The 18,294-nt window shown below is 58.8% G+C and carries 17 protein-coding genes; 7 read left to right on the top strand and 10 right to left on the bottom strand.

The window, feature by feature from the left end:
* Positions 1-307: 307 nt before the first annotated feature.
* The 3 genes from rpsT to mutM form a co-directional block, all read right to left on the bottom strand.
* On the bottom strand, positions 308-571 hold the full coding sequence (gene rpsT / locus ACR0MP_RS06935; protein WP_010442545.1) for a 30S ribosomal protein S20: 264 nt from the start codon (positions 569-571) through the stop codon (positions 308-310).
* Between the two features lie 227 nt (positions 572-798).
* Entirely contained in the window at positions 799-1,575 is a 777-nt protein-coding gene (locus tag ACR0MP_RS06930; RefSeq protein ID WP_480886207.1) for an enoyl-CoA hydratase, read from the bottom strand.
* Positions 1,576-1,641: 66 nt separating this feature from the next.
* The gene (gene mutM / locus ACR0MP_RS06925) at positions 1,642-2,493 is read right to left on the bottom strand and encodes a bifunctional DNA-formamidopyrimidine glycosylase/DNA-(apurinic or apyrimidinic site) lyase (RefSeq protein ID WP_170408657.1); all 852 of its coding nucleotides are present in this window, start codon (positions 2,491-2,493) and stop codon (positions 1,642-1,644) included.
* 86 nt (positions 2,494-2,579) lie between these two features.
* Between mutM and ubiE the strand changes: the two genes are divergently transcribed.
* Positions 2,580-3,332, top strand: coding sequence for a bifunctional demethylmenaquinone methyltransferase/2-methoxy-6-polyprenyl-1,4-benzoquinol methylase UbiE (ubiE, locus tag ACR0MP_RS06920; RefSeq protein ID WP_170408658.1), 753 nt, complete (start codon positions 2,580-2,582; stop codon positions 3,330-3,332).
* Complete coding sequence (gene ubiB, locus ACR0MP_RS06915) at positions 3,333-4,862, top strand: 2-polyprenylphenol 6-hydroxylase (protein ID WP_170408659.1); 1,530 nt, start codon at positions 3,333-3,335, stop codon at positions 4,860-4,862. It abuts the gene before it with no gap.
* Positions 4,863-4,960: 98 nt separating this feature from the next.
* On the opposite strand, the gene ACR0MP_RS06910 is transcribed toward ubiB, so the two are convergent.
* Positions 4,961-6,136, bottom strand: a complete 1,176-nt coding sequence (locus ACR0MP_RS06910) for an acetyl-CoA C-acyltransferase family protein (RefSeq protein WP_170408660.1) — start codon at positions 6,134-6,136, stop codon at positions 4,961-4,963.
* Positions 6,137-6,248: 112 nt separating this feature from the next.
* On the opposite strand from ACR0MP_RS06910, the gene ACR0MP_RS06905 reads away from it, so the two are divergent.
* From ACR0MP_RS06905 to ACR0MP_RS06885, 5 genes are all read left to right on the top strand, one after another.
* Complete coding sequence (locus ACR0MP_RS06905) at positions 6,249-6,812, top strand: helix-turn-helix domain-containing protein (RefSeq protein WP_170395365.1); 564 nt, start codon at positions 6,249-6,251, stop codon at positions 6,810-6,812.
* A 109-nt stretch (positions 6,813-6,921) separates the two neighbouring features.
* Complete coding sequence (locus tag ACR0MP_RS06900; RefSeq protein WP_170408661.1) at positions 6,922-8,106, top strand: glycine C-acetyltransferase; 1,185 nt, start codon at positions 6,922-6,924, stop codon at positions 8,104-8,106.
* Positions 8,107-8,120: 14 nt separating this feature from the next.
* Complete coding sequence (gene tdh / locus ACR0MP_RS06895) at positions 8,121-9,149, top strand: L-threonine 3-dehydrogenase (protein ID WP_170396071.1); 1,029 nt, start codon at positions 8,121-8,123, stop codon at positions 9,147-9,149.
* A 63-nt stretch (positions 9,150-9,212) separates the two neighbouring features.
* Positions 9,213-10,088 carry a tryptophan 2,3-dioxygenase gene (locus ACR0MP_RS06890; protein WP_170515673.1) on the top strand — a complete coding sequence of 292 codons (876 nt, stop codon included), beginning with the start codon at positions 9,213-9,215 and terminating at the stop codon, positions 10,086-10,088.
* A gap of 3 nt (positions 10,089-10,091) precedes the next feature.
* Positions 10,092-10,922: an alpha/beta hydrolase gene (locus ACR0MP_RS06885; protein ID WP_480886204.1), complete on the top strand. Its 831-nt coding sequence runs from the start codon at positions 10,092-10,094 to the stop codon at positions 10,920-10,922.
* A 58-nt stretch (positions 10,923-10,980) separates the two neighbouring features.
* Here the strand turns inward: ACR0MP_RS06885 and infB are convergent, their stop codons facing one another.
* The 6 genes from infB to pip form a co-directional block, all read right to left on the bottom strand.
* Complete coding sequence (gene infB / locus ACR0MP_RS06880; RefSeq protein ID WP_170408663.1) at positions 10,981-13,458, bottom strand: translation initiation factor IF-2; 2,478 nt, start codon at positions 13,456-13,458, stop codon at positions 10,981-10,983.
* Between the two features lie 8 nt (positions 13,459-13,466).
* Positions 13,467-14,090 carry an RNA-binding protein gene (locus tag ACR0MP_RS06875; protein ID WP_170395356.1) on the bottom strand — a complete coding sequence of 208 codons (624 nt, stop codon included), beginning with the start codon at positions 14,088-14,090 and terminating at the stop codon, positions 13,467-13,469.
* A 22-nt stretch (positions 14,091-14,112) separates the two neighbouring features.
* Positions 14,113-15,726 (bottom strand): transcription termination factor NusA, encoded by a 1,614-nt coding sequence (nusA, locus tag ACR0MP_RS06870; RefSeq protein WP_170395353.1) that lies wholly within the window; start codon positions 15,724-15,726, stop codon positions 14,113-14,115.
* Positions 15,726-16,316, bottom strand: coding sequence for a ribosome maturation factor RimP (rimP, locus tag ACR0MP_RS06865; RefSeq protein WP_170408664.1), 591 nt, complete (start codon positions 16,314-16,316; stop codon positions 15,726-15,728). Before rimP ends, nusA begins: the two co-directional genes overlap by 1 nt.
* 160 nt (positions 16,317-16,476) lie before the next feature.
* Positions 16,477-17,289, bottom strand: coding sequence for an ABC transporter substrate-binding protein (locus tag ACR0MP_RS06860; protein WP_170408665.1), 813 nt, complete (start codon positions 17,287-17,289; stop codon positions 16,477-16,479).
* A complete protein-coding gene (gene pip / locus ACR0MP_RS06855; RefSeq protein WP_170636522.1) occupies positions 17,286-18,263 on the bottom strand; it encodes a prolyl aminopeptidase in 978 nt (325 codons plus the stop codon). Before pip ends, ACR0MP_RS06860 begins: the two co-directional genes overlap by 4 nt.
* Positions 18,264-18,294 lie beyond the last annotated feature (31 nt).

Below are 18,294 nucleotides of genomic sequence, written 5' to 3'. Positions count from 1 at the left end.
AACCCGAGACCCAGAGCAGATCGTCCAACTGACCGAAGCCAGCTTTCGAACATTCGTTCCTAAATCTTCCCGATGCCCGTCGGTCAGATCCTTGGAACCGCCTGTCCCCCCAAGCGAGTGAATCGCTGTCTAAGTCGTAGCAAGAGCTCAAGGGTCCGGGCAACGAAACTCTGATATTGACTCGGGGTTCTGGGCGAAAGAATCTCTCGGCTTCGTGAAGACGCGGCTTTCCGGCAACAATGAAAAAGGCGTCGCAATCAGCGACGCCTTTTTCGTAAATCAACGCTTGACGCGTTTTCCCAAAGAATCAGCCCAGCGCTTTGACGCGCGCCGACAGGCGCGACATTTTGCGGGCTGCGGTGTTCTTGTGGAAGACGCCTTTGGTGACGCCACGCATCAACTCGGGTTGAGCGGCGCGCAGGGCTGCGGTAGCTGCGTCCTTGTCGCCGGATGCGATCGCTTCTTCAACTTTGCGCAGGTGGGTACGGATGCGCGAACGACGCGCTTTGTTGACGGCGAAGCGCTTCTCGTTCTGACGGGCGCGTTTCTTTGCCTGGGGCGAATTTGCCATGTGTCTCTGACCTTTTGTTCGGTACGGTTATCTTGGGTTGCGCGCCACGGACATATCCGCACCGGATCAGAAATCACGAGTGTGAGTCGGGCCAAGCGGGCCGCACGCGCATGTATGACGGCGGTCTCTAACCAAGTTTGGCAGGTTTGCCAAGCTGATTCTTCCAGTATGTGATGAGGGAAAAAGGCGGGGTCTGCCCGCCTAATATCACTAAGCGACGATTACGATCACTTGTCGCGGAACTGAGCCGCACGTTTTTCCAGAAACGCGGCCATGCCTTCTTTCTGGTCCTCTGTCGCGAACATCGAATGGAACACCCGACGCTCAAACAGCATGCCTTCGCTCAGCGGCAGCTCATAGCTGCGGTTCACAGCCTCTTTGGCCGCGATGGCCGTGATCTGCGATTTCTCTGCAATCTTCTGCGCCGCACCGGTTGCCTCTTCGATCAGCTTTTTGGCGGGCACGACACGACTGACCAATCCCGCGCGCTCGGCCTCTTCCGCGTCCATGAAGCGGCCTGTCAGGTTCATATCCATCGATTTGGACTTACCAACGAAGCGGGTCAGACGCTGACTGCCACCAAGCCCCGCGATGACGCCCAGATTGATCTCGGGCTGGCCGAACTTGGCGGTGTCGGCAGCGATGATGAAATCGCACAGCATCGCCAGTTCACAGCCGCCGCCCAGCGCGTAACCGGCAACGGCGGCGATAATAGGTTTACGGATCGCGGAAACCCTATCGTTGGCGTCTGCAAACAGATTGACGTCGAATACATCGACAAAACTCATCTCGGACATTTCCTTGATGTCCGCACCGGCGGCAAAGGCCTTGTCCGAGCCGGTGATGACGATGCAGCGCACCTTGTCATTGCTATCCGCATCTTCCAGCGCCTCGCACAGCTCACCCAGCAACTGGGTGTTCAGCGCGTTCATCGCATCGGGGCGGTTGAGCTTGATAAAGGCGACGTGGTCTTCGATTTCGACGATGATCGTCTCAAAAGCCATGAGGTGTAAGCTTCCGGTTGTTCCGTTCAGGTACGATTCCTTATCACGCGATTTCGCTGGATCAAGTTATCTTTGGCATTGCGCGCAATAGAAGGATGAGCGACCGGACTGGGTGATTCTCTTGATTTCAGCACCACAACCCTCAGTTCGACAAGGCTCTCCTTCGCGGCCGTAGACGTCGAAACTGTGTTGAAAATATCCAAGTTCTCCATCGGCTTGGCGGAAATCGCGCAGCGATGACCCACCCGCTTCAATCGCGTCCTGCAACACTTTTCTGATGATCGGCACAAGGGCCGCAACGCGTGGCGCAGAAATCTGTCCGGCTTTGCGACGTGGCGACACCTTGCCGCGATAAAGCGCTTCGCAGACGTAAATATTACCCAAACCAGCAACGATTCCCTGATCCAACAACGCTGATTTGACCGGGCTGTTCTTGCCTTTGAAGGCGTCTATCAGGTGCTGTTCGTGAAAATCATTACCCAACGGTTCAGGACCCAGAACCGATAGCAGCTTGTGCTGCTCCGCCGTTGCCGTCGGCAGCAGGTCCATTGCCCCGAACCGGCGCGGATCGTTGAAGGTGATGCGTGCGCCATTAGCCATATGAAACACCACGTGATCATGTTTCTGCGCCATCGGATGCTCATGCGCATACTGTCCGAGCGGATCGCCAGAGACCGTCATCCGCCCCGACATGCCCAGATGGATCAACAACGTCTCGGCACTGCTGAGATCCGCCAGAATGTACTTCGACCGTCGCCGCAGCCGATCCACCCGTTGCCCCGTCAGCCGCTCGGCCATCCGAGCCGGGAAAGGCCAACGCAAATCGGGGCGATTCACATCCGCCCTTTCGATCACTGCGCCCTCCATTGCGGGGCTCAGGCCGCGTCTTACTGTCTCGACCTCGGGCAATTCGGGCATTACAGGGCTCCTATTCCAAAGGGCCGCATTGTGCCCGCCTCTTATCGCCCTATAACAGAGGCGAAATTCGACAAACGGCAAGGCAAATGTCCGACACCAACGACAAGACCACCCATTTCGGGTTCGAAACAGTGCGCGAGGCTGAAAAAGCCGGCCGCGTACAGGGCGTGTTCAATTCGGTCGCCTCGAAATACGACGTGATGAACGACGTGATGTCGATGGGCATCCACCGGGTCTGGAAAGACGCGATGATGGACTGGCTTGCCCCGCGCGCCGGTCAGCGGCTTCTGGATGTGGCGGGCGGCACCGGCGATATCTCGTTCCGCTTTCTGAAGCGCGCAGGCCACGGCCATGCTACCGTGCTGGACCTGACCGAGCCGATGCTGGTCGAAGGCCGCCAGCGCGCCGAGGCCGACCAGATGTCCGACAGCCTGAATTGGGTGGTGGGCGATGCGATGGCGCTGCCCTTCGAGGATAACACCTTCGACGTCTACACCATCTCCTTCGGCATCCGGAACGTCACCCGCCCGCAAGAGGCGCTGAACGAGGCCTATCGCGTTCTGAAGCCCGGTGGTCGTCTGATGGTGCTTGAGTTCAGCCAGTTACCCAATGACGGGCTGCAGAAGCTTTACGACCTCTACAGTTTCAATGTCATCCCGCGTATGGGCAAGCTGATCGCCAACGACTACGACAGCTATCAATACCTTGTGGAATCGATCCGCAAGTTCCCAGATCAGGAGACATTCCTGAACATGGTCCGCACCGCCGGGTTCGAAAACGCCAAATACCGCAACCTGAGCATGGGCATTGCCGCACTGCATTCTGGCTGGAAGATCTAGATGCGCGGCCCCCACAACATCATTCGCCTGGTCCGGACGGGCGCCACGCTGGAACGCACCGGTGCCATGAATGTGGTGCTGGACGCGTTTGAAGCGCCGCGCGCCGTACGTATTCTGGCGCATACGCTGGGCAAACCGTTCCAATGGCTGGGCTACAAGGGCGACCCCGAGATGCCGCCCGCCACCCGTGCCCTGACCGCATTGGGTCCGGCTTACATCAAATTCGGGCAGGTGCTTTCGACCCGCCCCGACGTGGTGGGAAATGAACTGGCCGAGCAACTGCGTGTTCTGCAAGACAAGCTGCCGCCCTTTTCCAAAGCTGAAGCAATGGCAGAGGTCGAGAAAGAGTTAGGCCAACCGACGTCAGAGATATTCAGTGAGTTCAGTGAACCCATCGCCGCTGCCTCGATTGCTCAGGTTCACAAGGCCAAGCTGACCAGCACAGGCGAAGACGTTGCTGTCAAAGTCCTGAGACCGGGTATCGAGCGCGCCTTCCGCAAGGATGTAGACGCGTTCTATTTCGCCGCGCGTATGGTACAACTTTGCGCCCCCGGAGCGCGCCGACTACGCCCGATGGAAGTGATCGAGCATTTCGACGGCGTAGTACGCGGCGAGTTGGACCTGCGTCTGGAAAGCGCCGCCGCCTCGGAATACGCTGCCAATACCAAGGATGATGCTGGATTCTGGCTGCCTCCGGTGGTCTGGTCGCTATCCGCTCGTCGCGTCATGACGCTCAGCTGGGCTGATGGCATTCCCTTGGGAGATAACAACGCGCTGGACGCTGCCGGACATAATCGCCGCGATCTGGCTGAGCGCGTGCTCCGCCTGTTCCTGTTGCACGCGCTACGCGACGGCTATTTTCACGCCGACATGCACCAAGGCAACCTCAAGGTCGCTGCGAACGGTGACATTATCGCCTATGACTACGGCATCATGGGCCATATCGATGAATACACTCGCCGGGTCTATGCCGAGATTCTCTTTGGTTTCATCCGCCGCGACTATAAACGCGTGGCTGAAGTCCATTTCGAAGCAGGCTATGTGCCTGCCAATCAGGACGTCGACGAATTCGCCCGCGCCTTGCGCGCGGTAGGTGAGCCGATCTTCGGCATGGACGCCACCCATATCTCGATGGGTCGGCTGCTGAGCTACCTGTTCGAAGTCACTGAACGCTTTGGCATGGAAACCCGCACCGAGCTGATCCTGCTGCAACGCACCATGGTGGTGGTCGAAGGCGTCGCCCGCTCGCTTGATGATCACATGAACATCTGGGAGGTCGCCCGACCGGTGGTCGAGGATTACATCAAACAATCCATCGGCCCCCGCGCCGCCCTGCGCGATTTCGGTAAAACCGCCCTGGTGCTTGCCCGTTTCGGCCCCCGCTTGCCCGGTCTGGTGGAAAATGCCCTGATTGCCCAGACTCAAAAAGACGACCCAAAGACCCCGGGTTTCATCGCGAACCTTCTGCCAGCAGCGATCGGCGCGGCCGCAGGCATAGCCGCGACGCTGGTGATCTTCGCACTCAGCTAAACTAACCCGACCGCTTCATCTGGCCAAAAATACCTTCGGGGGGGAATCGCACCCCGGCGCGATGGGGGGCAGACAGCCCCCCCTTGCCCCGGTCCAACTCAGAGCCGCTCGATGGCGAGGGCAATGCCTTGACCGCCCCCGATGCACATGGTGATCAGACCTTTTGATCCACCAATACGCTCCAACTCATACAACGCCTTAAGCGTGATAATCGCCCCTGTGGCGCCCACCGGATGGCCCAGTGCAATAGCCCCACCGTTCGGATTCACCTTTGCAGCGTCCAGACCCAATTCCTGATTGACGGCCAGAGCTTGCGCCGCAAACGCCTCGTTGCTTTCGATCACGTCGAAATCATCCGCAGACAAACCCGTCTTTGCGAACAGGTTCTGCACAGCTGGAACCGGGCCGATGCCCATCACCTCGGGTCGCACGCCGGCATGCGCATAGCCAATCACGCGCGCTTTGGGTTTCAAGCCCGCCTTTTCTGCAGCATCCGCTGTCGCCAACACCATCGCCGCCGCGCCGTCATTGATGCCCGAGGCGTTGCCCGCCGTCACCCGCCCATCTTTCTGGAATACCGGGCGCAATCCGGCCAACGCCTCGGCAGTGGTGGCCTTGGGATGTTCATCGACCTTGAAGTCGACCATGTCGCGCTTGACCTTGACCTGCACCGGCGCGATCTGGCTGTCGAAATACCCGGCCTCAATCGCCGCAGCCGCACGGGTCTGGCTGGTCAGCGCAAACGCGTCCATCTGTTCGCGGCTGATTTGGTGTTCATCTGCCACATTCTCGGCGGTCACCCCCATATGCCCGGTGCCGAATGGGCAGTTCAGCGCACCTAGCATCATGTCGAGCGATTTGACATCGCCCATCTTCGCCCCCCAACGGGCCTGCGGTACGACATAAGGGCTGCGCGACATGCTTTCCGCACCGCCCGCCACGGCAAACTCGGCATCGCCTAGCATCAGCGCCTGCACCGCCGACACTACTGCCTGCGCCCCTGAACCGCACAGCCGGTTCACGTTCATCGCCGGAGTCCCGTTCGGAATACCCGCCTGCATTGCGGCGACTCGCGATAGATACATGTCGCGCGGTTCGGTGTTGATCACATGACCAAAGACAACATGATCAATCTGCGCGCCTTCAACGCCCGAACGCTCCATTGCCGCCTCGGTCGCCACGGTCGCCAGATCAATCGGAGCGGTCGAGGCCAACGCACCGCCAAAGGTCCCGATGGCTGTGCGCGCACCGTCCAGTATTACTATGTCCGTCATGTTTTCTCCTCCAAGTCTCGCGCCCATTATGCACCTGCAGCATGATCTTCATATTAAACTCACTGTCACGCCGGAATTGACATTACGTTGCGCAACACCCATGGATTCCGTCATGACGGAAAACACAGACGATATTCTGACGCGCCTGCCCGCCCGATTGAAAGAGGCACGCCGCGCCAAAGGCCTGTCGCTTGAGGCGGTCGCCAACCTCAGCGGCGTCTCGCGTTCCATGGTCAGCCAGATCGAGCGTGGCGAAAGCAGCCCCACAATTTCGACTCTGTGGAACCTGACACGCGCTCTGCAGGTGGATTTCGCCGGACTTTTGGAAGACGCCAAAACGACCGACCAGATCGAAGTGCTGCGTCAAGCAGAAGTGCCCAGTATCGACAATATGGGCGAGAAATGCCGGATTCGCATCCTCTCTCCCCCCGAAGAGGCCGGAGGACACGAGGTCTATGATATTCAGTTTCAGGCCAATGGGAGCCTGAACAGCCAGCCTCATGCGCGCGGCGCACGAGAGCAACTGACTGTGCTGGAAGGCGCCGTCCGTGTCACTTCGGGAACGGCATCCAGCGATCTGAAACAAGGGGATACCGCCCGGTATGCCGCCGATATTACGCATTCGATAAGCGCTGAAAACCCGGCCCGCGTTTTCCTGATCGTAAAAAACGCCTGAACGGGCAAGATTCCGCCTTCACGGATATTTTTCCCAAATACTGTAATTCTCCTATTTGGGAATTTCATCCGCTATGTTAGACGTGCGACTCAGATTAACGGAGGTCGCCATGGCTGATGCATTCCTGTCCCATATTTCGGATACACTCGCGCAGATTGAGGCAGAGGGTCTGTACAAGCGCGAACGAATGATCACCTCGCCTCAGGGCGGTGAGATTACGGTGGGCGACAAGCAGGTGATCAACTTGTGCGCCAACAACTATCTGGGTTTGGCCGATCACCCCGCGCTGATCAACGCCGCCAAAAGCGTCATGGAGCCCAAGGGGTTCGGCATGGCCTCGGTCCGGTTCATCTGCGGTACGCAGGACATTCATCGCGAACTTGAGCAGAAGCTGGCAAAGTTCCTGAACAAGGACGATTCAATTCTGTTCGCTGCCTGCTTCGACGCCAATGGCGGGTTGTTTGAGCCTTTGTTAGGGCCCGAAGACGCCATCATCTCTGACAGTCTAAATCATGCCTCGATCATCGACGGGGTACGGCTGTGCAAGGCAAAACGCTATCGCTACATGAACAACGACATGAACGACCTCGAAGCGTGGCTGAAACAAGCGCGCGAGGACGGGGCGCGGCATATCATGATCGCAACCGATGGCGTGTTCTCAATGGATGGCTATCTGGCCAATCTGCCGAAGATTCGCGAGCTGGCCGACAAATACGACGCCATCGTGATGGTCGATGACTGCCACGCCACCGGCTTTATGGGGCCAAACGGAGCGGGCACGCCGGACCACTTCGGCGTCGACGTGGATATTCTGACGGGAACTCTGGGCAAGGCACTTGGGGGGGCAATCGGCGGTTATATCGCCGGGCCGCAGCCAGTGATCGACCTGCTGCGGCAGCGGGCGCGGCCCTATCTGTTCTCAAACTCGCTGCCGCCGTCCATCGTTGCCGCAGGGCTTGAGGCAATCCGTCTGGTTGAAGAAGGTGACATGCTGCGCGCCCAATTGTTCGGCAATGCCAAGTACTGGCGCGCCGGGTTAGAGAATCTCGGCTTCGACCTACTTCCGGGCGAACACCCGATCATCCCGGTCATGCTGGGTGAAGCGACCCTGGCGCAGGATATGGCATCGCGATTGTTTGACGAAGGCGTCTATGTTTCGGGCTTTTTCTTCCCTGTCGTGCCGCGTGGTCAGGCCCGAATCAGAACGCAGATGAATGCGGCTCTAACACGCGACGAATTAGACCGAGCGCTCGCGGCATTTGGCAGGGTCGGCAAAGAATTGGGGATAATCTGATGCGGCCCAACACGATGAAAGCCCTTGAGAAATCCAAGCCCCAGGAAGGTCTGTGGATGGTGCAGGCCCCGGTACCCGAGATCGGCCCCGACGAGGTTCTGATCCGCATCAACAAGACCGGGATTTGCGGCACGGATATTCATATCTGGAACTGGGATGAATGGGCTGCGGCCACCGTGCCGATCCCGATGATCACCGGCCACGAGTTCGCAGGTGAAATTGTTGAATTGGGTCGCAACGTGACAGGGATGACGGTCGGCCAGCGCTGTTCAGGCGAGGGCCATCTGATCACCCCTGACAGCCGCCAGAGCCGTGCGGGCAAGTTCCACCTTGATCCCGGCACGCGCGGTATCGGTGTGAATGAACAGGGAGCCTTTGCGCAATACCTTAAACTGCCTGCCTTTAACGTGGTGCCCCTGCCTGACGACGTACCGGATGAGATCGGAGCGATCCTCGACCCGCTGGGCAATGCCGTGCACACTGCACTCAGCTTCGATCTGCTGGGCGAGGACGTATTGATTACTGGCGCAGGCCCCATCGGCATCATGGCCGCCGCCGTTGCCCGTCATGCCGGTGCCCGGCATGTAGTGATCACCGATATCAACCCCGACCGCCTGAAACTGGCCGAACACGTGGTACCAACGGTACGCACCGTTGATGTGTCCAAAGAGGATCTGCAGGATGTCATCGCGGAACTGGGCATGACTCAGGGCTTTGATGTCGGGCTTGAAATGTCGGGCTCGCAAGCCGCGCTGGACCAGATGGTCGAAGCGCTGGTTATGGGCGGCAAGATCGCACTGTTGGGGATTCCGCCCGGAAAATCTCCGGTGGACTGGTCGCGCATCGTGTTCAAAGCTATCACCATCAAGGGTGTCTATGGGCGCGAGATGTTCGAAACCTGGTACAAGATGATCGCCATGTTGCAGAACGGGCTGGATGTCAGCCGCGTAATCACCCACCAGTTCGCGGTCGATGACTTTGCCCAGGGATTCAAGGCCATGAAATCCGGTCAATCAGGCAAGGTGGTTCTGGACTGGACCTAACGCTCTGGAACCGTGCGGGTTTTGTCCCTAAACAGGGATAAACCCGCACGTCTGGAGGAGCACATGGGCGACAAAGACAGGTATACAGAACGGGGAATCGAAGAGTCTCTGGTCACCGATTTCACAGAAACTCACCGCAAAAGCTATGGGGATTTTCTGCAACTTAAGACTCTACTGAACCTGCAAAAGACCTTTCAGGACCCGGCCCAACCTGATGAGATGTTGTTCATCATCATTCATCAGGTCAGCGAACTGTGGCTGAAACTGATGCACCATCAACTTGTCGAAGTCCGCCGGTTCCTGCAGCAGGACGATTTCGGTCCGGCGATGAAGAACCTCGACCGGATCAAGGCGATCCAACGGCAGTTGATCGCCGCGTGGGAGACGCTACTGACTATGACTCCCGCGGACTACATGACGTTTCGGGACGCATTAGGCAGTTCGTCAGGCTTTCAAAGCTATGGCTATCGCCAAATCGAGTTCATTCTGGGCAACAAAGATCCCGCGACCCTGAAAGTGCATGCGCATGACCCAGAAGTGATGGAGATGCTGAACGCGGCTCTTACCAAACCCTCGCTCTATGACGAAGTGCTGCGGATGCTGGCCCGGCAAGGGTTTGACGTGCCGCATGATCTGATCGAGCGGGATTACGCAAAGCCCTATTCCGGCGATCCGCGTATCGTCAAAATCTGGGTCGAAGTGTTCCGCAACACGGAACAATACTGGGATCTTTACGCGCTGGCTGAAAAACTGATGGATGTGGAATCTCTTTTCCAGAGGTGGCGATTCGATCATGCAACCGCGGTTGAGCGCGTGATCGGAATGCAGCCCGGAACGGGTGGATCTAGCGGCGTGGCCTTCCTGCGCAAAGCGCTGGAGTTGCGGTTTTTCCACGACCTCTACGACGTGCGAACCGAACTGATGTATACTGGGGAATAGGCCATGCTGTATCGCGGATTCACCCAAGAAGAGCTTGAGCAGGAGTATTCCCCTAGCTCAATGATTGGCGGTGATCTGACGCCATATCTAGCCAGCTATTCTGCCCTCAGCGCACAGGCACGGTCTGAAATTAGGATGCAGGAAAACCGTTCCTATGGCGACAGCCCGACGCAAGTTCTGGATTTCTTCCCCGCACCTGGCGCCAACGCGCCTTTGCATGTCTTTATTCATGGTGGCTATTGGCAGGCGCTTAGTCAGCGTGAGTCGGCCCCTATGGCACCGGTATTGCATGAGAACGGGCAAGCCTTTGCCACGCTGAATTATACGCTCGCACCCGATGCCAGATTGGGGCAGATGGTCAACGAATGCCGTACCGCCTTGTTGTGGCTCGCGTCACAGGCCGAAACACTGGGTTTTGATCCATCAAACATCACGCTATCGGGTCATAGTGCAGGTGCCCATCTGATTGCGATGGTGATGGCGACGTCTTCGAAGGCATTTGCGCAGGCTGGCCTGCGGGTACGCAATGTGATCCTGATTAGCGGGATCTATGACCTTGTTCCGATCAGCCTGACCTCGGTGAATGATCCGCTGCAACTGACCAAGGTCGAGATTCACGATTTCTCACCCTGCCTCAACCTGCCCGCGCCAGGACCCCGTTACAGGGTGACAGTCGCCGAGCGGGATACGCCCGAGTTTATCCGCCAAAGCCGTGACTATGCGGAATTGCTGCGCAAGGCCGGACATTCGGTCAGTTTCGATCTGCAGAAGGGCAAGCATCATTTTGACATCATCATGCCTTCGGGCACGTTTCTGTCGTCGCGCACGGACTAACCTAAATGAAAACAGCGGCCTAGTGGGGCCGCTGTTTCAAGTTTTTTCTAGATCCGGATCAGTCCAGCGTACGCGTGACCTCTTCGCGCTCGAAGATTTCGATCACGTCGCCAGCGCGGATATCGTCGTAGTTCTCGAACGCCATACCGCATTCCTGACCCGACTGTACCTCGGCCACTTCATCCTTGAAGCGCTTGAGGGTCTTCAGCGTGCCTTCGTGGATCACCACGTTGTCGCGCAGCAGGCGTACGCCAGCCGAGCGGCGGGCAACACCTTCGGTGACCAGACAGCCAGCAACTTTGCCGACGCCGGTAACCTTGAAGACCTCTTTGATCTCGGCGTAACCGATGAACTTCTCGCGAATCTCGGCGCTCAGCAGGCCAGATGCTGCCGCTTTCACGTCATCCACCAGATCGTAGATCACCGAATAGTAGCGAATCTCGACGCCTTTCTGGTTGGCGGTGTTCCGCGCCGATGCGTTCGCACGCACGTTGAAGCCAAAGATCGGTGCACCGGAGGCTTCGGCCAGGCCGACATCCGTCTCGGTGATCGCACCAACACCCGAGTGAAGAACGCGTACGCGCACTTCGTCGTTGCCGATCTTCTCCATCGCCTGAACGATGGCTTCGGCAGAGCCCTGCACATCCGCTTTCATCAGAATAGGCAGCTCGGTGACGTTTTCGTCTTCCTTCGCCTTCTGCATCAGCTGTTCAAGGGTGGTCGCGGCACCAGCAGCGGCGCGTTTGTCCTTGGCGGCTTGCTCACGATAAGCAGCGATCTCACGGGCCTGCGCTTCGGTCTCGGTCACGTTCAGAACGTCACCTGCTTCGGGCGTACCGTTGAGACCCAGAACCTCGACCGGAACTGAGGGGCCAGCTTCTTTGACGCGGTCGCCCTTGTCGTTGATCAGCGCACGGACCTTACCGTACTGCTCACCCACAACGAAGATATCGCCCTGACGCAGCGTGCCGTTCTGAACCAGAACGGTGGCGACGGGACCACGGCCCACATCCAGCTGCGCCTCGATCACGGCACCTTGGGCGGCGCGATCTGGGTTGGCTTTTAGTTCCAGAATCTCGGCCTGCAGTGCAATGGCTTCCAGCAATTCGTCCAGACCCTGACCAGTCATGGCCGAGACCTCAACGTCCTGAACCTCACCCGACATCTTCTCGACGATCACTTCGTGCTGCAGCAAGTCAGTGCGGACTTTGTCGGGATTCGCGTCGGGCTTGTCGATCTTGTTGATCGCCACGATCATCGGCACTTCGGCCGCTTTGGCGTGGTTGATCGCCTCAATCGTCTGCGGCATCACCGCGTCATCAGCGGCGACAACCAGAACCACGATATCCGTGACCTGAGCCCCGCGCGAGCGCATTGAGGTAAAGGCCGCGTGGCCCGGTGTATCCAAGAAGGTCAGCGTGGTGCCACCATCGGTTTTCACCTGATAGGCGCCGATATGCTGGGTGATGCCACCAGCTTCGCCGGCAACAACACGCGCGTCGCGGATCGCATCCAGCAGCGAGGTCTTACCATGGTCAACGTGACCCATGATGGTGATGACCGGCGGACGGGGCTGCAGATCGTCATCGCTGTCTTCGACCTCTTTGATGACGTCTTCAACATCCGAATCAGAGACACGCGTGACCTTGTGGCCAAATTCTTCGATGATCAGTTCAGCCGTGTCAGCGTCGATGGTCTGGTTCTGCGTGACCATCATGCCCATTTGCATCAGCGATTTGACAACGTCAGCGACACGCTCGGCCATACGGTTGGCCAGTTCCGAGACCATGATCGCCTCGGGCAGCTGAACGTCGCGGATCACCTTTTCCCGCTCGACCGTGCCGCCCATGGCCTTCTGGCGCGCACGCTCCTGCTTGCGCTTCATCGCGGCCATCGAGCGTTGGCGATTGCCTTCGCCGCCAGTGGCCTGACCCAGTGTCAGCTTGCCCGAGCGGCGGTTGTCGTCACGGCCCTTGCCACGGCCACGCTGCTCACGCTCGCGATCCTGCTTGCGCGGTGCCGCAGCAGGTGCAGGCTTGCTGGATGGGCTGCGTGCGGCCTTGGGCTCGGCGGCGGGTGCCGGGGCTGCGGCAGCACGCTGGGCTGCTTCCTCGGCCTCTTTACGCTTGCGTTCTTCCTCTTCGGCCTTGGCACGGGCACGCTCTTCAGCTTCACGCTGCTCGCGTTCCTTGGCCTCTTGTTCGGCCCGGCGGCGTGCGCGTTCTTCTTCGCGCGCCTTTTCCTGCGCCTCACGGGCAGCGGCCTCTTCAGCCTCACGTGCCTTGGCGGCTTGCAACGCCTTCATACGACGCGCCATTTCCGCATCGGAAATACCCGCTGGGCGACGCGAAGGATCACCCGAAGGTGTCGCACCACCACTTGGTTTGGTCGCGCCCGGCTTGGGTACGACCACGCGTTTGCGTTTGGTCTCCACCACGACATTCTTGGTGCGTCCGTGGCTGAAACTCTGTTTCACATTTCCGGGGCGTGCCCCGCCACGAAGACCCAATGTCTTTTTGCCGTCACTATCGCTCATAAAGCTTCTTACCCTTCCGAGCGGCCCTTGCCGCCGTCATCCTTTTCGCGCAAGCCACGCAGGCGCTGCGCTTCCTCTACAACACGTTTGGCGAGTCCGCCAGAGGCCAAGGCCGCATGAATCACGGTTTGGCGCCCAAATGCCGCCCCAAGCTCATCCGCAGTCAGCCAGCCGATGTATTTCCCGAAGTGCGGCGTGCTGAGTTTCGACTTGCCGCGCCCCGATCCGTCTGAGGCCTGAATCAGCACCTGGGCCTCTTCCCGGTCCAGCCACGACTTGACCTTTTCATACCCGGCGACCGCGTCACCGGACTTGCGCGCCAGACTGATCAGCTCGATCACACGACGCGCCACCTGTTTCTCGACCTCATCGGTCAGGTCCTTGGCGGCACTCACCTGCGCCTTAAACCCGCGCGAGAACAGTTTCTTGTTCACCGCCTTGTCCAGCGCCGCACGATCCGCCGCCACGTAAACCCCACGCCCCGGCAATTTCGCCGCGACATCGGGAAAGACCTGACCGTCGGGCCCCGTTACAAAGCGGATCAAGCCATATTTGGGCTGAACCTCGCCCGTGGCGATGCACTTGCGTTCAGGGCCTTCCGACCGATCCTTATGGACGCCACCGCGACCCATGTCAGCCACCCGAGGCCTGAGATCAGGCCTCGACCTCCTCATCGGTTGCTTCACCGTCTTCTTCGGCCTGCTCCAGCTCGGCCGGATCAACCCAGCCCAGCATGATGCGCGCGGTCATGACCAGATCCTGCGCCTCTTCCAGCGTCACGCCGAAGGGCTCCAGTACACCATCATCCTTGATGCGTTCGCCATCGACCGTAGTCCAGCCACCGGCCAGTTCCCAGTCGGCGCAGGTTGCGAAGTCTTCCAGAGTCTTCACATCATCCTTGGCCAGCGCCTCTACCATCTGGGGTGTCAGGCCCTCGAATTCAATAAGACTGTCCTCGGCACCCAGCGCACGGGCTGCATCCAGCGCCGCCTTGGCCTGAGCTTCCAGGAATTCGCGTGCACGTGTCTGAAGTTCTTGCGCGGTTCCTTCATCCACACCGTCGATGACCAGCAGTTCGTCGATTTCAACGTATGCCACTTCTTCGAGGTTGGTGAAGCCTTCAGAAACCAGCAGCTGAGCGAAGAATTCGTCCAGATCCAGCGTTTCCATGAACAACTGGGTACGGGCCTCGAATTCTTTCTGACGGCGCGCCGATTCTTCGGCTTCGGTCATGATGTCGATGTCCAGATTGGTCAGCTGGCTGGCCAGACGCACGTTCTGACCACGACGGCCAATGGCGAGGCTCAGTTGCTCCTCGGGAACCACAACTTCGATCTTGCCGGCTTCTTCGTCCAGAACCACCTTTGAAACTTCGGCGGGCTGCAGAGCGTTCACAAGGAAAGTTGGCTGATCTTCGTTCCACGGGATGATGTCGATTTTCTCTCCCTGCAGCTCGTTTACCACGGCCTGCACGCGGCTGCCGCGCATACCAACACAAGCGCCGACGGGGTCAATCGAGCCGTCATAAGAAATCACGGCAATCTTGGCGCGCGAGCCGGGATCACGAGCAACGGCCTTGACCTCGATGATGCCGTCATAGATTTCCGGTACTTCCATCTTGAACAGCTCGGCCATGAATTCCGGCGCAGTGCGCGACAGGAAGATCTGGTGACCACGCACCTCGCGGCGAACCTCTTTGATATAGGCGCGCACACGGTCGTTCGGGCGATAGCTTTCGCGACCGATCTTGTCATTGCGGCGCAGAACGGCCTCGGCACCGCCCAGATCGACGATCACATTGCCGAACTCTTCACGCTTGACCGCACCGTTGATGATGGTGCCTGCACGATCCTTGAATTCTTCGTACTGACGATCACGCTCGGCTTCGCGAACCTTTTGCAAGATGACCTGCTTGGCGGACTGAGCAGCGATACGACCCATTTCAACCGGCGGCACTTCTTCAACGAAGACGTCGCCAACCTCGGGCGATTCCATGTACTGGCGCGCCTGCTCGACGGTCATCTCGGCCTGATAGTTCTCAAGCTCTTCATCCTCGACCACGGTGCGGACGCGGGTGAAGGTCGCCTTGCCGGTCTTGCGGTCGATGCTGACGCGGATGTCCATCTCGGCGCCGTAACGGCTCTTGGCGGCACGGGCGAGCGATTCTTCCATCGCTTCGACAACCAGACCGGGGTCGATCATCTTTTCGCGGGCCACGGCCTCGGCGGTCTGCAGCAGCTCCAGCTGGTTGGCTGAGGTGATTGCCATCAGTTCGTCTCCTCTTCGGACCCTTCGGTCTCAATCTCGTCGAAAGCGTTTTCGTTCAGGGCACCAGCGTCTTTGCGCTGGCGCAGCATTTCCTTGATCAGATCATCGGTCAGGACCAGCTTGGCATCGCTCAGCCAGTCGAATTGCAAACCGATGGTGATCGTCTCGTCTCCCTCGGGGATGTTGATCAGAACCTCATCCCCTTCGATCCCGGCCAATTCGCCCTTGAAGCGGCGGCGACCGTCGATCAGTTCTGCGGTTTCGATCTTGGCCTCATACCCTTCGAACGTCTCAAAATCTTTGAGACGGGTCAGAGGGCGGTCAATTCCAGGGCTGGAAACTTCAAGCGTGTAGGCGTCCAAAATGGGGTCTTCGACGTCCAGCGTGGCGCTGACCGCATTGGAAATCTCGGCGCAGTCATCCACTTCGATGCCGCCATTGGGCTTGTCTGCCATGATCTGCATCGTGGTGGTCTTGCCGCTCATCAGCCGAATGCGGACAAGCTCATACCCCAGATCCTCGATCACAGGGGTGATGATCTCGGCCAGTCGCCGGTCGATGGCAGCTTTGGCTATCAGGTCGTTTGTCATTCAGGTTCTCTACCCTGCTATCGGGCACAAAAAAACGGGCGCGCGGCCCGTCGAATTTTCCGGTGGAGCCCCGGACCAGAAGTCCGACGCGCCGCTGTTGCAACTGCATATACGCAGGAGTTCCTGAGTCTGCAACCCCCGGCGCAAATCGTGATCAAATTTACGCCAGCCACCACCGTTCGGCGATGCGCCCATCATCCAGCGCAGCCCGGCTGATCTGGCGCGGCATACCGACATGAGAGGCCATTGCCAACGCCATCTCGGCCTCAGACGGATGATATCGCAGCCCGCGTTGCGCGGTCAGCTCCTCACCAGCCGGGAGCGCTGCGATATCTACATATCCATCGCGCAATGCTTCGGCCCGCACCCCGGCGTCCGGGATCACGATAATCTCAAGCGTATCAACCCATCCTGCCGTTCCGCTTTTGTAGTGATTGGACACCCTGCGTGCGCGGAAATGACGTTCATCCTCGGCCCGCTCAACCCGGTAGCATCCTGTGCCGTTGGCCTGAGCCAGTGGCGTCACGCCCCCTCGCGCAATGACAAACCGTGACCCAGCCAGCAAGAATGGTAGTCCCGGGTTGCCCTCGGCCAATTGCAGCTGCACACGATCAGGTGCAATGGCCTCGGCCTGACCAATATCTTCCAGAACAGCTAGAACATCGTTCACGTCCAGCTTGGTGCCATCGTGGAACACAGCATCGTCGCGCAAATCAAAGTTCCAGACCCGCGCATCAGCATCGGTCTGCCAATTTGTAGCCAGCTCTCCGCGCAGGGTACCATCAGGCGCGATCTCGGTCAGGCTGTCAAAGACTGCGCCCCGAGCCACCTGTTCCAGACTGTTGTCGCGTGGCACCGCCAGCCGTAAGGTGCCGCCCTGTTTCGGCGTATCGGCCAGAGACGCTCCTGTCGCCGCCAGCAAAGCGGCGGCGGCGCCCGAGGCAAATAATGCGCGACGGTCGATGCGAGTCATACCGTTTCCTCCGACACGCGATCCATGATCCGAACCAGTTCCGCGCTGATGCCCGGTTCTGACAGGGCGTGACCGGCCTGCCGCACCATCTTCAGTTCGACATTGGGCCAGCGCTCGGACAGGTTCCATGCAGCCTGCGGTGGGCAGATCATGTCATAGCGTCCCTGAACGATATGACCGGGAATATGGGCAATCCGGTCCATCTGATCCAGAATTTGCCCGTCATACTCAAGAAACGCCTTGTTCGTGAAATAGTGATTCTCAAGCCGCGCAAAAGTTCGCGCGTATTCGCCGGGGCTTTCCCCGACCGATCCGTTGGTGTGGATCGAAGCCAAAGCGTTTTCCCAATGTGACCACGCGCGGGCATAGAGGATCTCGGTCGCGCGGTCGCCCGAAAACAGGCGCTTGTTGTAGGCCGAAATTGCGTCATTTACTTCATGTTCGGGCAAGAGAGAGGTGAACTTGGCCCATTGTTCAGGCCAGAATTTGCCCGCACCACCGCCATAAAACCAGTCCAGCTCGGCCTGTGTGGCCAGAAACACGCCGCGCAATACCAGCCGATTTACCCGATCTGGATGTGTTTGGGCATAGATCAACGCCAGTGTCGCGCCCCAGCTGCCGCCAAAGACGATCCAATCTTCGATGTCGAACAATTTGCGCAGACGCTCGATATCCGCCACCAGATGCCATGTCGTGTTGTTTTCGACTGACGCGGTTGGCCGCGACCGGCCACATCCGCGCTGATCAAAGAGAATCACCCGATAGGCATCCGGGTTGAAATACCGTCGCATCGCCGGGCTGCAGCCGCCGCCCGGCCCGCCATGCAGGATCACCACTGGTATCCCATTGGGATTACCGCATTGTTCCACATAAATACGGTGCCCATCGCCCATATCGACCACGCGCTGATCGAACGGATCGATCGGCGGGTAAAGATATTGAACTGCGCGCTTTTGGTCCGGGTACTTATCCATTACGACCCTATATAGTCCTTAAGCGTAAAAG

The organism is Ruegeria sp. K3 (assembly GCF_056531845.1).
Note: the sequence above shows the minus strand (reverse complement) of the source record. Positions and strands in the feature narration are given on the sequence as shown.